Origin of the sequence: Streptococcus oralis, from assembly GCF_004127215.1 — a bacterium.
GTDB classification, from domain to species: Bacteria; Bacillota; Bacilli; order Lactobacillales; family Streptococcaceae; genus Streptococcus; species Streptococcus oralis_BD.
Genome location: NZ_QEWJ01000003.1, coordinates 16,504 through 30,738, shown reverse-complemented (window position 1 = coordinate 30,738; position 14,235 = coordinate 16,504). Strand labels below are relative to the sequence as shown.

Genomic DNA, 14,235 nt, shown 5'->3' with positions numbered 1-14,235 from the left:
ACTGTTTCTTATTTAGCAAGTTTAGCTGAAAGACGAGCTTTATCGCGGCTTGCTTTGTTTTTATGAATCAAACCTTTAGTTTCTGCTTTGTCGATAGCTGAGCTAGCAGCACGGAAAAGTTCTTCAGAAGGGTTTGCTTCGAAAGCTTTGATAGCAGTACGCATAGCTGATTTTTGAGCTGAGTTTTTTTCGTTTTGTTTAACGTTCAATTCAGCGCGTTTGATAGCTGATTTAATGTTTGCCAATGTTCTTACCTCCATATTTACTAACTATACCATTATATCTGAAAACTTAGGTTTTGACAAGGGGAAATTATTTTTTTAGGTAAATTTCATCGATTTCGTGGTTTTTAGTCTTGTGGAGAATGACCTCGGCGCGATTCCTTGTTGGTTCGATATAGTTTTGTAGATTTATGAGATTAATACTGGTCCAAACCTGATGTGCAAAGGCTTCAACTTCTCCAATCGGCATTTGCGTAAAGCGGTGGTAGTAGCTGTCTGGAGCGTTTTGGGCAAAGCTAAGTAGTTTTAAAAAGCGGTCTAAATACCAGCTTTCGATGTCTTCAACAGCTGCGTCCACATAGATGGAGAAATCAAAGAAATCAGTGATGTAAAGGCGCTCATTTTGAGGATTTTGAAAGACATTGATGCCTTCAACAATAACAAAGTCCGCAGCTTTGACACGTTGTTTCTCTCCAGGAACGATGTCATACACTTCATGAGAATAGACAGGAATATCGACATCTTGCCCGTTCTTAAGGCGATCAAGGAAATTCAGCAAGGTTTCCATATCATAACTTTCAGGAAAACCTTTGCGATTTAAGATATCTTGCTCAATCAAGGTTTGATTGGGGTAGAGAAAACCGTCGGTTGTCACCAATTCTACAGTAGCATCTGGGAGAGTCCGTGATAGAAGAATCTGAAGTAAGCGACTAGTGGTTGATTTCCCCACAGCAACACTGCCAGAAACCCCAATAATAAAAGGTTGAGATTTGCTTTCACGTTGGAGGAAAATTCCTTTTGAAAATGCCAAATCATCCTTGGTGCGCTTGTAAATATGGATAAGATGGACTAGGGGAAGGTAGACGTCCGTTACGTCCTGTAGACTAATCTGGTCATTGAAACTCTTGATAGATTCTAACTCTTCCTCTGTCAAGGGAGGAGTTGTCTTTCGATGTAAAGATTGCCAAGTCTGGCGGCTGATTTTTTCAAAATGTAAAAATTCGTTGGTCATATTCTTTCCTCGTTCGATATCTTAGTATATCATATTTCTAATCTAAAGAGAGAATGAAATTCGATATTTCTCATTCTGATTCTTGAAAGTTGCTATAAGTTGCTCTAAAAAGTCAAAAATAGAGGAAATAATACGAAAATTCTTTAATTGTTATCATAACAGATTTAGTTTGTTTGTTGAATTTTAGCTTTGTAAACGGTTTTAAAAAACCTTAAAATATGCTAAAATAGACTTATGAGTAAAATGTATTATGCAGAAAATCCTGATGCAGCTCACGACATTCATGAGTTGAGAGTAGAGTTGTTGGGACAAAAAATGACCTTTTTGACGGATGCAGGTGTTTTTAGTAAGAAAATGGTTGATTTTGGAAGTCAACTCTTGCTCAAGTGCCTTGAGGTCAACCAAGGAGAAACGGTCCTTGATGTAGGCTGTGGTTATGGACCATTGGGTTTGTCGTTAGCTAAGGCTTACGGGGTCCAAGCAACCATGGTCGATATCAATAATCGTGCCTTGGATTTAGCGCGACAAAATGCTGAAAGAAATAAAGTAGCAGCGACGATTTTCCAATCCAATATCTATGAACAAGTTGAAGGTAAATTTGACCATGTTATTTCCAATCCTCCCATTCGAGCAGGTAAACAAGTTGTTCATGAGATTATCGAAAAGAGCATGGATTTTCTGGAGGACGGTGGAGACTTAACAATCGTTATCCAGAAAAAGCAGGGTGCCCCTAGTGCCAAAAATAAGATGGAAGACGTGTTTGGCAATTGTGAGGTCGTTAAAAAAGATAAGGGATACTATATCCTTAGAAGTGTGAAAGTATGAGAGCAGTTGATTTAATCCAAAAGAAACGAGACGGTCAAGAATTGACTTCAAATGAAATCAAGTGGTTGGTAGAAGGCTATGTGGCAGGAACTGTTCCAGACTATCAGATGTCTGCTTTTGCTATGGCTGTTTATTTCAAAGGAATGGCCACACGAGAGATTTCTGACCTGACGATGAATATGGTCAAGACAGGACAAGAGTTTGATTTATCAGCTATTAATGGAATTAAAGTTGACAAGCATTCTACTGGTGGTGTTGGTGACAAGGTGACCTTGATTTTAGCTCCTTTAGTAGCCAGTTTTGGTGTTCCGGTTGCAAAAATGAGTGGTCGTGGACTAGGACACACTGGCGGGACCTTAGATAAGTTAGAAGCGATCAAGGGCTACCAAGTGGAGCGGAGTCAAGATGATTTTATCAAACAGGTTCAAGACATTGGTGTATCTGTCATTGGACAATCGAACCAGCTGGTCAAAGCAGATAAACTTCTCTATGCCCTTCGTGATGTGACCGCAACTGTCGACACGATTCCTTTGATTGCGAGTTCTGTCATGAGCAAGAAAATCGCGGCAGGTGCGGATGCTATTTTGCTAGACGTAACTGTTGGCGAGGGTGCCTTTATGAAGACTGTTGAGGAGGCGCGCGAATTGGCTCAAACCATGGTGGATCTCGGTAAGGCCGTTGGTCGAAAGACGGTAGCAGTCATTACAGATATGAGCCAACCCTTGGGGCGAGCGATTGGAAATCGTCTGGAAATCCTTGAAGCATTGGAAATTTTACAAGGCCAAGGCCGTCAGGATATTACCCACTTTATCTGTGAACTAGCTCAAATTATGCTTGGTTTAGCTGATATTGAGAAAACCGTTGAGGAAATCCGTAAACATCTCGAGAATGGTCAAGCACTGGCTAAGTTTGAAGAAATGGTGGTAGCTCAAGGTGGTGATCTAGAAGATCTCTACCGCCCAGTAAATGTTGCACATGTAGTGGATATCCCGGCGCAAGAGTCAGGTGTCATTTCAGCCCTTCCGGCGATGGAATTTGGGCTCTTTGCCATGAGATTAGGAGCTGGTCGTGCAGTCAAGTCTGATGATTTGGACTATGAAACAGGGATTGTTTTTGAAAAAAAAGTTGGAGACTCCGTCCAAAAAGGAGAAATTGTTGCAAAAGTTTATACAAATGGAAAAATTTCTTCTGAACTAGTTACAGAATTTCAAAAATATGTTAAAATGAATGATAGAGTGCAATGTTTACGAGAAATTATTGAAATTATCTCATAAAACCAGGGAGAATCCGAATATGAAGTTGAATAAATATATCGATCATACGCTTTTGAAGCAAGATGCAAGCCAAGAACAAATTAATCGTTTGCTATCTGAAGCGCGTGAGTATGATTTTGCCAGTGTTTGTGTCAATCCCACATGGGTAAAACATGCAAAAACAGGGCTTAAAGGCTCAGATGTTAAGGTCTGTACTGTGGTTGGTTTCCCTTTGGGAGCAACAACTTCAGCTGTGAAGGCTTTTGAAACAAAAGAAGCTATCCAAAATGGTGCAGATGAGATTGATATGGTTATCAATGTCGGTGCCCTCAAATCTGGCAATCTTGATTTAGTTGAGTCAGACATCCGTGCCGTTGTAGAAGCAAGTGGCGACAAATTAGTTAAAGTCATTATTGAAGCTTGTTTGTTGACAGATCAAGAAAAGGTTGTGGCCTGCCAGTTGTCACAAAAAGCAGGAGCTGATTTTGTTAAAACATCTACTGGCTTCTCAACTGGAGGAGCAACTCTGCCAGATGTCAAATTAATGCGTCAAACAGTGGGACCTGATATGGGTGTTAAAGCTGCCGGTGGAGCTCGTTCTTACGCGGACGCTCTTGCCTTTGTGGAGGCAGGTGCTACTCGTATTGGAACATCCGCTGGTGTAGCAATCTTAAAAGGAGAATTGGCTGATGGCGACTACTGAGTTGATTGAACTAGCAATTGAAACCAGCAAGAATGCCTATGTACCCTATTCTCACTTTCCTATTGGAGCTGTTTTAGTAGCCAAGGATGGTAGCGTATATACAGGTGTGAACATCGAGAATGCTAGTTATCCTTTGACTAACTGTGGGGAGCGTACAGCTATCTTCAAAGCAGTTTCGGAGGGGCAACGGGAATTTTCAGAGTTGATTGTCTACGGACAAACTGAAAAACCCATCTCGCCATGTGGTGCTTGTCGCCAGGTCATGGTTGAGTTTTTTGAACAAGATCTAAAAGTGACTCTAGTCGCCAAAGATAAAACGACGGTCGAGATGACGGTCGGGGAATTACTTCCATATTCCTTTACAGATCTTACCTAGTAACTTTGTAAAGGCGGTCTATTGACCCTTTCATTAATTCGCAACTAAGTTGCATATCTTATTTAGGAGGTTCAGGAATGAACAAGAAACAATGGTTAGGCCTAGGTCTAGTAACTGTCGCTGCAATCGGACTTGCTGCATGTGGAAACCGTGCGTCTCGCAAAGATTCTTCAGATGCAAAAACTGATTTAAAAGCTGCTATCGTTACTGACACAGGTGGTGTTGATGATAAATCATTTAACCAATCTGCATGGGAAGGTCTACAAGCTTGGGGGAAAGAAAACGGTCTTTCTAAAGATAACGGATTTACTTATTTCCAATCTACAAGTGAAGCAGATTTTGCAAACCACTTCAGCCAAGCTGCTACAAACGGCTACAAATTAGTGTATGGTGTTGGTTACAAACTTGCTCCAGCTGTTAAAGCTGCTGCAGATGAAAATGCTGATATCAACTACGTTATCATTGACTCTGTTGTTGGTGATAAGAAGAACGTAGCATCTGCTGTTTTTGCGGATAATGAAGCTGCTTATCTTGCAGGGGTTGCTGCTGCCAAAACTACCAAGACAAACAAAGTTGGTTTCATCGGTGGAGCACGTGGTGAAGTTATCACTCGTTTTGAAAAAGGATTTGAAGCAGGCGTGAAGTCTGTAAACAAAGACATTTCAGTAGATGTACAATATGCTGAAGACTTCAACAACCCAGAAAAAGGTAGAACTATTGCAGCGACTCAATACGCTGCAGGAGCTGACGTCATTTACCAAGCTGCTGGTGGTACAGGAGCTGGTGTCTTCAAAGAAGCAAAAGACTTGAACGAGAAGAAAAATGAAGACGAAAAAGTTTGGGTTATTGGTGTAGACCGTGACCAAGTTGACGAAGGTAAATACACTTCAAAAGATGGTAAAGAATCTAACTTCGTATTGGCTTCTACTTTGAAACAAGTTGGTAAAACTGTTCAAGAAATCGCAACTCAAACTGCTGACGGTAAATTCCCAGGTGGAAAAGTGATTACATTTGGTTTGAAAGATGGTGGTGTTGATTTGACTACTTCTAATCTTTCTGAAGATGCTAAAAAAGCAGTGGAAGATGCTAAAAAACTAATTATTGATGGTAGCGTAAAAGCACCTGAGAAATAAAAACCTTCCAGAAGCGATCCATCCTTCTTGGGTCGCTTTTTTTGAGGTGTTGAGACATTTTGTCTCAATAGAACCTACTAACTTGTTTAGCAGGTCCTACTGAAATAAAATATAGTTTTCTAGAAAGGAATATTCGAATGGCACACGAAAACGTCATTGAGATGCGTGAAATTACCAAAATTTTTGGTGAATTTGTCGCAAACGACAAAATCAACCTCGAATTGCGTAAAGGTGAAATTCATGCACTTCTTGGTGAAAATGGAGCTGGGAAATCAACCCTGATGAATATGTTGGCTGGTCTTTTGGAACCAACGAGCGGAGAAATTGTGGTCAATGGGAAGTCTGAAAAACTAGATTCTCCTTCAAAGGCTGCTTCTCTAGGGATCGGGATGGTTCACCAGCACTTCATGCTGGTAGAAGCTTTCACTGTTGCAGAAAATATCATTCTTGGTAGCGAAGTAACTAATAAAGGTGTATTGGATTTGAAAAAGGCTAATGCTGATATCCTTGAGTTGTCAGAACGCTACGGCTTGGCTGTGGATCCTACAGCAAAAGTGGCAGATATCTCTGTCGGGGCTCAACAACGGGTTGAAATCTTGAAGACACTCTATCGTGGAGCTGATATTCTGATTTTTGACGAGCCTACAGCAGTGCTAACTCCTGCTGAAATTTTGGAGTTGATGGATATCATGAAAACCCTTGTTAAAGAAGGAAAATCTATCATCCTCATCACTCACAAACTGGACGAAATTCGTGCAGTTGCAGACCGTGTCACAGTTATTCGTCGTGGGAAATCCATTCAAACCGTCAGCATCGAAGGTGCTACCAATAAAGATTTGGCGGAGATGATGGTTGGGCGCTCAGTTTCGTTCGTAACAGAGAAGGAAGAAGCGCAACCTAAAGAAGTGGTTCTTCAAATTTCTGACTTGGTCGTGAATGAAAACCGCGGAGTTCCTGCAGTCAAAGAGCTATCTATTGATGTTCGTGCAGGCGAAATTGTTGGGATTGCAGGGATTGATGGTAATGGTCAGAGTGAATTGATTCAGGCTATTACTGGACTTCGCAAAGTTAAATCAGGTAGTATTAAAATTAAGGGACAAGAAGTTGTTGGCCTTTCCTCACGTAAGATTACTGAAATGAATGTCAGCCACGTTCCTGAGGATCGTCATCGTGATGGTCTTGTTCTCGAAATGATGCTTTCTGAAAACATCGCACTTCAAACTTACTACAAAGAACCACTTAGCAAAAACGGTGTGTTGAATTACAATCAGATCAATTCATATGCCCGCAAGTTGATGGAAGAGTTTGATGTTCGTGCAGCCAATGAGATTGTTCCAGCAAGTGCTCTATCAGGAGGAAATCAACAAAAGGCCATTATTGCTCGTGAAGTTGATCGGAATCCAGATTTGTTAATCGTTAGCCAACCGACACGTGGATTGGACGTTGGTGCGATTGAGTATATTCATAAACGTTTGATTGGTGAACGTGATAAAGGAAAAGCCGTCCTCGTTGTTAGCTTCGAATTAGATGAAATTCTAAACCTATCAGACCGGATTGCTGTTATTCATGATGGAAAAATCCAAGGTATTGTGAAGCCATCTGAGACCAACAAACAAGAGCTTGGTGTCTTGATGGCTGGTGGTGAATTGGAAAAGGAGAAGAGTGATGTCTAAAAAATTACAACAAATTTCGGTTCCTTTGATTTCTGTAATCCTAGGAATCATCCTCGGAGCCGTCATTATGTGGATCTTTGGTTATGATGCTCTTTGGGGTTATGAAGAACTCTTCAAGACAGCTTTTGGTTCTATTAAAAATGTGGGTGAAATTTTCCGCGCTATGGGACCACTGGTTTTGATTGCTCTAGGATTTGCAATAGCTAGCCGAGCTGGATTTTTTAATGTTGGCTTACCAGGACAAGCCTTGGCTGGTTGGATTGCGGCAGTATGGTTCGCTTTATCTTTCCAAGATATCCCTCGTATCTTAATGATTCCTTTGACAGTCCTTGTGGCTGCAATTGCAGGAGGTTTCGTTGGTTTGATTCCAGGTATCTTGCGAGCATTTTTAGGAACGAGTGAAGTCATTGTTACCATTATGATGAACTACATCGTCCTGTTTGCTGGAAATGAAATCATTCGGAACTTCCCTAAAAACTTCATGGTCGATTCTGAATCCAGTATCACAGTAGGGGCAAATGCAAGTTATCGTCTAGGTTTTCTGACTGAATTAACCAAGTCAAGGATGAATATTGGTATCTTTATCGCCTTGATTGCTGTTGCAGTGGTTTGGTTCATTATTAAGAAAACAACACTTGGTTTTGAAATCCGTTCCGTTGGTCTTAACCCGAATGCTTCAGATTATGCAGGGATGTCAGCTAAACGAATCATCATTCTTTCCATGGTGATTTCAGGTGCTCTCTGTGGGATCGGTGGAGCAGTAGAAGGGATTGGTACCTTCCAGAACATTTATGTTCAACCTGGTTCCTTGGCTATTGGATTTAATGGGATGGCAGTGGCCCTCCTTGCTAGCAATTCTCCTATTGGGATTGTCTTTGCGGCCTTCTTGCTTGGAACCTTGCAAACAGGTGCTCCAGGTATGATCACAGCGACCATTCCACCAGAACTTGTCAATATTGTGACAGCTTCGATTATCTTCTTTGTAAGTGCTCATTACATTATCGAAAAATACATCAAGCCCAAAAAACAAATGAAAGGAGTAGAGTAAGGATGAATACTGTTGCTATACTAACAATTCTTGTATCGAATATGCTGGTCTATGCTGCTCCTCTCATTTTCACTAGTATCGGAGGAGCCTACTCCGAACATGCTGGTGTCGTTAATGTCGGTTTGGAAGGTATCATGGTTATGGGAGCTTTTACGGGAGTCGTATTTAACTTGACTTTTGCTAGTTCTCTTGGTGGCATGACCATCTGGCTATCTCTCCTTGCAGGTGGTTTGGTTGGTCTCATTTTCTCTGCCATCCATGCTGTAGCTACTATTAACTTCCGTGCTGACCATGTTGTCAGTGGTACGGTATTGAACTTGTTGGCTCCTGCCTTAGCTGTCTTCTTGGTAAAAGCGATCTACGGAAAAGGTCAAACCAACAATATCGATTTGTCATTTGGTAAATTTGATTTTCCTTTCTTGTCTGATATCCCTGTCATTGGAGATATCTTCTTCAAGAACACAAGCTTAATGGGATATGTCGCAATTGGATTTTCATTTGTATCATGGTTTATCATGTTTAAAACGAAGTTTGGTCTTCGCCTTCGCTCAGTTGGAGAACATCCACAAGCTGCGGATACCCTTGGGATTAATGTTTACCTCATGCGTTACTATGGTGTGCTCATCTCTGGATTTTTAGGAGGAGTTGGAGGTGCCTTGTATGCACAATCTGCATCTGTCAATTTCTCTGCAACAACCATCGTCGGTCCAGGGTTCATCGCTCTTGCGGCCATGATTTTTGGTAAATGGAATCCTGTTGGTGCTATGCTTTCAAGTCTTTTCTTTGGACTTTCACAAAGTTTGGCAGTTATCGGTTCTCAATTGCCTTTCCTACAAGGAGTGCCAGCGGTTTACCTTCAAATCGCCCCTTATGTCTTGACTATCCTTGTCTTGGCAGCCTTCTTCGGAAAAGCAGTTGCGCCTAAGGCAGATGGTATCAACTACATCAAATCAAAATAAGCATACAAAAAAACGTCAGTTTAAACTGGCGTTTTATTTTTTAGGATTTTGATGGGTTAGGTTCAATCCCCAAGGAACGAGGTTTTCAGTTTTGTTTTTGATGCGTGTGATATTATCCTTATGACGAATGATAATCAAGCTGGCAAGTGCTAGGATAATCAAAATGAAGAGAGGGTCATAGCTGTTTAGGATAAAACCAAATAGTGGAAATAGGAGAACTCCGATAACGGCTGCGATAGAAGCAGTAACGCTAGACAGTGAAATCATACTACCTAGATAGAGGGTTCCAAAAAATACAATCGCTAGATAGAGACAGAAGACAGGCGCAAATCCGAAAACAACTCCAGCGCTTGTTGCGACAGCCTTGCCCCCTTTAAACCCTGCAAAGATAGGAAAGGTATGTCCAATTACGGCCAAAAGTCCAAAGACGAGAGGTGATAGACCTTGTTGGTGGAAAAGAATAGGAAGTAGAGTGGCCAAGGTCCCTTTAAAGAAGTCAATCACAAAGGTTGCCATACCTGCTTTCTTACCTAAAATACGGAAAGTATTGGTTGTTCCAGTATTTCCAGAACCATGTTCACGCAGATTTGTTTGAAAAAAGATTTGTCCAATCCATAGACCAGACGGAATCGAACCTAGCAGATAAGCTAAAATTAATAATACAAATGTCATCATAGACCTATTATACCATGAAATGGTGTAGAAAGGCTGAGAATATCTTGTGAAATTGTGACAGCTGAATGGGAAAAACTTTGCAAAATCCCTAGAAAACCTGTAAAATAGTAAAGATGAACAAATAGGAGGTTCCTTGTGTCAAAAAAGGAAATCAATATTAATAACTATAATGATGACGCCATTCAGGTGCTAGAAGGGTTGGATGCGGTCCGTAAACGTCCAGGTATGTACATCGGATCGACCGACGGTGCTGGTCTCCATCACCTAGTCTGGGAAATAGTGGATAATGCAGTCGATGAAGCCTTGTCTGGATTTGGTAATCGTATTGATGTAACTATCAATAAAGACGGCAGTCTAACCGTTCAAGACCATGGTCGTGGGATGCCGACTGGGATGCACGCTATGGGAATTCCAACTGTTGAAGTTATCTTTACCGTTCTCCACGCTGGAGGAAAATTCGGTCAAGGTGGCTACAAAACATCTGGTGGTCTCCATGGGGTTGGATCTTCTGTCGTGAATGCCTTATCTAGCTGGTTGGAAGTTGAAATTACTCGTGATGGTGCAGTCTATAGACAGCGTTTTGAAAATGGAGGCAAGCCAGTTACGACTCTTGAAAAGGTGGGGACAGCACCCAAGTCTAAGACAGGTACCAAGGTTACCTTCATGCCGGATGCGACTATCTTTTCTACGACAGACTTTAAGTACAATACCATTTCAGAACGCCTCAATGAGTCAGCCTTTCTCTTAAAAAATGTGACCTTGTCTCTGACTGACAAACGAACAGATGAAGAGATTGAGTTTCACTATGAAAATGGAGTTCAGGACTTTGTTTCCTATCTGAATGAAGACAAGGAAACCTTGACGCCAGTCCTCTACTTTGAGGGTGAAGACAATGGCTTCCAAGTGGAAGTCGCTCTCCAGTACAATGATGGATTTTCAGATAACATTCTATCCTTTGTCAATAATGTCCGTACAAAAGACGGTGGAACCCATGAGACGGGACTCAAGTCTGCTATCACTAAGGTCATGAATGACTATGCACGTAAGACTGGACTCCTCAAGGAAAAAGATAAGAACCTTGAAGGTTCAGACTATCGTGAGGGACTAGCGGCTGTTCTTTCTATCCTAGTTCCGGAAGAGCATCTCCAGTTTGAAGGACAGACCAAGGACAAACTAGGCAGTCCGCTGGCTCGCCCAGTTGTAGATGGCATTGTAGCTGATAAGTTGACTTTCTTCCTCATGGAAAATGGTGAACTGGCTTCCAATCTCATCCGCAAGGCCATCAAGGCGCGTGATGCGCGTGAAGCAGCCCGAAAAGCGCGTGATGAGAGCCGAAATGGTAAGAAAAATAAAAAAGATAAGGGCTTGTTGTCTGGTAAATTAACACCAGCTCAGTCTAAAAACCCTGCTAAGAATGAACTCTATCTGGTCGAGGGAGACTCTGCCGGTGGCTCTGCCAAACAAGGTCGTGACCGTAAATTCCAAGCTATCTTGCCTCTTCGTGGTAAGGTCATCAACACAGCCAAGGCCAAGATGGCAGATATCCTCAAAAATGAGGAAATCAACACTATGATTTATACCATCGGCGCGGGTGTGGGAGCAGACTTCTCTATTGAAGATGCCAATTATGACAAGATTATTATCATGACCGATGCCGACACCGATGGTGCCCATATCCAGACCTTGCTCTTAACCTTTTTCTACCGTTACATGCGTCCGCTAGTCGAAGCTGGACATGTCTATATCGCCCTTCCGCCTCTTTACAAGATGTCCAAAGGGAAAGGCAAGAAAGAAGAAGTAGCCTACGCTTGGACAGACGGAGAACTAGAAGAACTCCGTAAGCAGTTCGGCAAAGGTGCTACCCTCCAACGCTATAAGGGGCTTGGTGAGATGAATGCGGACCAGCTCTGGGAAACAACTATGAATCCAGAAACGCGTACCCTCATCCGTGTTACGATTGAAGACTTGGCACGCGCCGAACGCCGCGTCAATGTCCTCATGGGAGATAAGGTCGAACCACGCCGTAAGTGGATTGAGGACAATGTCAAGTTTACGTTGGAAGAAGCGACAGTGTTTTAAGGAGTATGAATAATGGATAGTTCAGGACATTCGATCTTTGGAAGTTACTTGGGTTTGATTTTCTTAGTTTCTTTACCCTCGGCTATTCTTGCATGCTACATCAATAACCGGAAAAAAAGTTTCCAAGGATTATATGCACCGATTGTATTTACTTTATTTATGATCTTGATGCTTTTATTCAATATGGATTCCTCAGAATCCGGTGCTTTGGTGGCGTCTGCTATCATGCTTTTTATTGGTTTTCCTTTGATAGCGGGAGCCTTAGTCTACACACTTATTCGATTGTGTTATGTCTATCCGGAGAAACGGTGGAAGGCTTTTTTGATTTTTCTGTCCTATATTTTATCTCCCTTATCTGTCGGTATTCTGGGATGGTATGTGGTAAATTTAGTTCAGATCCATTTGTTGACATTCTTGGTAATGATTTTGATGATTCTAGTTTCCTATCTTCCTCCTCTCTATCTCCATTACACCAAACGAAATCAGTAAGTCACGAAATACTTTTTTGCTTGGGTATAGTGATTAATTGCTTAGCTACTGTCAGAGAAGGCTAATTGTTTACAATTTATTTTATAATGAAAAAATTTCAAACAGCTCTAAGTGATGAAGGAGTGAAAGATGAGAACTGATCAGGAGATTCTTGGACTGATTTTAGGGACAGTTAAAACTTTAAAAGTTGACGCTGGTAAGAACTCAAGTATCTCCTCCTCAATAATCTGACGGATGACCTTACTCAAACCCGTTTCTTTAAGGGTGTGGATGCTTCATATTATTACGAAGGGGATAACCTTTACCAGAGAGGGGAGTTATAAAGTTCAAGTAAAGGTGATGATTATCTTTTTTTAGGTAAACAATCGCTAAAACTATTGGAGGTGCGGTATTGATTACGTTATTAATGTTACCTTTTTTCCTTGTTCTCCTAGCCATTTTTGGAATTATATATGACTTAATGACCAATAAAGGTAGAAAAGAGTGTGCTCGCACAGTATCTTTGTTTATATTGAACATCCTCACTATTGGTATCTGTCTATTAGATCTACCCATGGAAAGTAAACCATACTCAGGAACAGGGTTTATCTTATTTTATGCACTTGCCTTCACACCTTTGATGATTGTTTTTTCACTATATACCCTCTATAGGATTGGAAAACATTATAGGTATTTTAAGAGTAAGTTTGTTATAATACTCCTATTCAATGCTATTTTACTTTTCCTTCTTTCATTAGTAAATACTTTTGTATTATGGAGAAGCTTTAAAATATATCATAGAAACGATATGAATTTGTTTTATTTTATTTTAATCGTTTTGGGGATTTGTTCAACTATCCAATTCATTGTAGGGGAACTTGAGATGAAAAGAATACGAGGCATCCAAAAACAAGAGGAGCAAGACGGCAATGAAGAATAATTCTATAAAAGATATGTGCAGACAACATAGAAGTGAAGCGCAAATGCTAAGATTGATTTCACAGACTGCCGAAACTTTGCAAGTTGAGGCTGTCGCTATGTCTGGTTCACGAACTGATACAAAAGCGCCAAAAGATGAGTTTCAGGATTACGACGTGGTCTATGTCGTGGACGACTTAGATAATCTGACGAGTGACCTTTCTTGGTTGGATCCCTTTGGCAAGCGTATCATTGAGCAGCATAATGTCCTAGGCAACCGTCGACTTTATCTGATGCTATTTGAAGATGGAAATCGGATTGATTTGACCCTCTGTCCTACGGAGTATCTTCAAGAGTGGGTGGATAGTGAAGCAGGGTTCACCGTTTTAGAAGATAAGAAGGGTTTATTTGAACCTTACTTTCCAAGTCCTCAACGTTTTTGGACAAGCCCAGCTAGTGCGATTGATTTTGAAAAAGCTTGTAATGAATTTTGGTGGGTATCAGCCTACGTGGTTAAAGGGATTTGTCGCAATCAGATCATCTACGCGACTGACCATCTCTACGGTATTTGTCAACAAGAACTCTTGAAGGTCTTGGCTTGGCAGGTCGCAAGTGATAAGGGGACTGTCGACGTCGGCAAGAACTACAAGTACCTCTTTAACTATTTGCCTGCTGAGAAAGAGAAGGGATTCTCAGCTCTCCTTGATTTTTCAAGTAAAGAGAAAATCACTCAGTCTTTGTTTGCTACGATGCAACTTTTCCACCAAGAGGCTCAATCCCTTGCTCACAAGATGGGTTTTGACTACAAGAAGGACGTGGCTGAGAAGATGATTGAGTATGCTGAGGAAAGAGTGAAGAAGTTTGGGAATAACTAGAAAAATGAAAAAGCGAG

Annotated in this window: 15 protein-coding genes; 12 read left to right on the top strand and 3 right to left on the bottom strand. The window is 41.3% G+C overall.

Annotation, left to right across the window (positions count from 1 at the left end; genetic code table 11):
- Positions 1-8: 8 nt before the first annotated feature.
- Both rpsT and coaA read right to left on the bottom strand, forming a co-directional pair.
- Positions 9-245: a 30S ribosomal protein S20 gene (gene rpsT, locus DF216_RS03505; RefSeq protein WP_001274000.1), complete on the bottom strand. Its 237-nt coding sequence runs from the start codon at positions 243-245 to the stop codon at positions 9-11.
- Between the two features lie 67 nt (positions 246-312).
- Positions 313-1,233 (bottom strand): type I pantothenate kinase, encoded by a 921-nt coding sequence (coaA, locus tag DF216_RS03500; RefSeq protein ID WP_129325991.1) that lies wholly within the window; start codon positions 1,231-1,233, stop codon positions 313-315.
- A 234-nt stretch (positions 1,234-1,467) separates the two neighbouring features.
- On the opposite strand from coaA, the gene DF216_RS03495 reads away from it, so the two are divergent.
- From DF216_RS03495 to DF216_RS03460, 8 genes are all read left to right on the top strand, one after another.
- Positions 1,468-2,058, top strand: a complete 591-nt coding sequence (locus tag DF216_RS03495) for a class I SAM-dependent methyltransferase (protein ID WP_129325990.1) — start codon at positions 1,468-1,470, stop codon at positions 2,056-2,058.
- Positions 2,055-3,332, top strand: a complete 1,278-nt coding sequence (locus DF216_RS03490; RefSeq protein ID WP_129325989.1) for a pyrimidine-nucleoside phosphorylase — start codon at positions 2,055-2,057, stop codon at positions 3,330-3,332. Before DF216_RS03495 ends, DF216_RS03490 begins: the two co-directional genes overlap by 4 nt.
- A gap of 19 nt (positions 3,333-3,351) precedes the next feature.
- A complete protein-coding gene (gene deoC, locus DF216_RS03485) occupies positions 3,352-4,014 on the top strand; it encodes a deoxyribose-phosphate aldolase (RefSeq protein ID WP_129325988.1) in 663 nt (220 codons plus the stop codon).
- On the top strand, positions 4,001-4,390 hold the full coding sequence (locus DF216_RS03480) for a cytidine deaminase (RefSeq protein WP_125827155.1): 390 nt from the start codon (positions 4,001-4,003) through the stop codon (positions 4,388-4,390). The genes deoC and DF216_RS03480 overlap by 14 nt, the downstream gene beginning before the upstream one ends.
- Before the next feature lie 77 nt (positions 4,391-4,467).
- Positions 4,468-5,523, top strand: coding sequence for a BMP family lipoprotein (locus tag DF216_RS03475; RefSeq protein ID WP_129325987.1), 1,056 nt, complete (start codon positions 4,468-4,470; stop codon positions 5,521-5,523).
- A gap of 137 nt (positions 5,524-5,660) precedes the next feature.
- On the top strand, positions 5,661-7,196 hold the full coding sequence (locus tag DF216_RS03470) for an ABC transporter ATP-binding protein (protein WP_061453718.1): 1,536 nt from the start codon (positions 5,661-5,663) through the stop codon (positions 7,194-7,196).
- The gene (locus DF216_RS03465; protein ID WP_129325986.1) at positions 7,189-8,244 is read left to right on the top strand and encodes an ABC transporter permease; all 1,056 of its coding nucleotides are present in this window, start codon (positions 7,189-7,191) and stop codon (positions 8,242-8,244) included. Before DF216_RS03470 ends, DF216_RS03465 begins: the two co-directional genes overlap by 8 nt.
- Positions 8,245-8,246: 2 nt before the next feature.
- Entirely contained in the window at positions 8,247-9,203 is a 957-nt protein-coding gene (locus DF216_RS03460) for an ABC transporter permease (protein WP_125827152.1), read from the top strand.
- 33 nt (positions 9,204-9,236) lie between these two features.
- Here the strand turns inward: DF216_RS03460 and plsY are convergent, their stop codons facing one another.
- Positions 9,237-9,878 (bottom strand): glycerol-3-phosphate 1-O-acyltransferase PlsY, encoded by a 642-nt coding sequence (plsY, locus tag DF216_RS03455; RefSeq protein ID WP_061453715.1) that lies wholly within the window; start codon positions 9,876-9,878, stop codon positions 9,237-9,239.
- A gap of 135 nt (positions 9,879-10,013) precedes the next feature.
- Here plsY and parE point away from each other — a divergent pair, with 135 nt between their 5' ends.
- The 4 genes from parE to DF216_RS03430 all read left to right on the top strand — a co-directional run bounded on the left by parE (position 10,014) and on the right by DF216_RS03430 (position 14,218).
- Entirely contained in the window at positions 10,014-11,957 is a 1,944-nt protein-coding gene (parE, locus tag DF216_RS03450) for a DNA topoisomerase IV subunit B (protein WP_129325985.1), read from the top strand.
- Between the two features lie 12 nt (positions 11,958-11,969).
- A complete protein-coding gene (locus DF216_RS03445) occupies positions 11,970-12,446 on the top strand; it encodes a hypothetical protein (RefSeq protein ID WP_129325984.1) in 477 nt (158 codons plus the stop codon).
- A 406-nt stretch (positions 12,447-12,852) separates the two neighbouring features.
- Positions 12,853-13,365 carry a hypothetical protein gene (locus DF216_RS03435; RefSeq protein ID WP_129326069.1) on the top strand — a complete coding sequence of 171 codons (513 nt, stop codon included), beginning with the start codon at positions 12,853-12,855 and terminating at the stop codon, positions 13,363-13,365.
- Positions 13,355-14,218 carry an aminoglycoside 6-adenylyltransferase gene (locus tag DF216_RS03430; protein WP_129325983.1) on the top strand — a complete coding sequence of 288 codons (864 nt, stop codon included), beginning with the start codon at positions 13,355-13,357 and terminating at the stop codon, positions 14,216-14,218. Before DF216_RS03435 ends, DF216_RS03430 begins: the two co-directional genes overlap by 11 nt.
- The last annotated feature ends 17 nt before the right edge of the window (positions 14,219-14,235 follow it).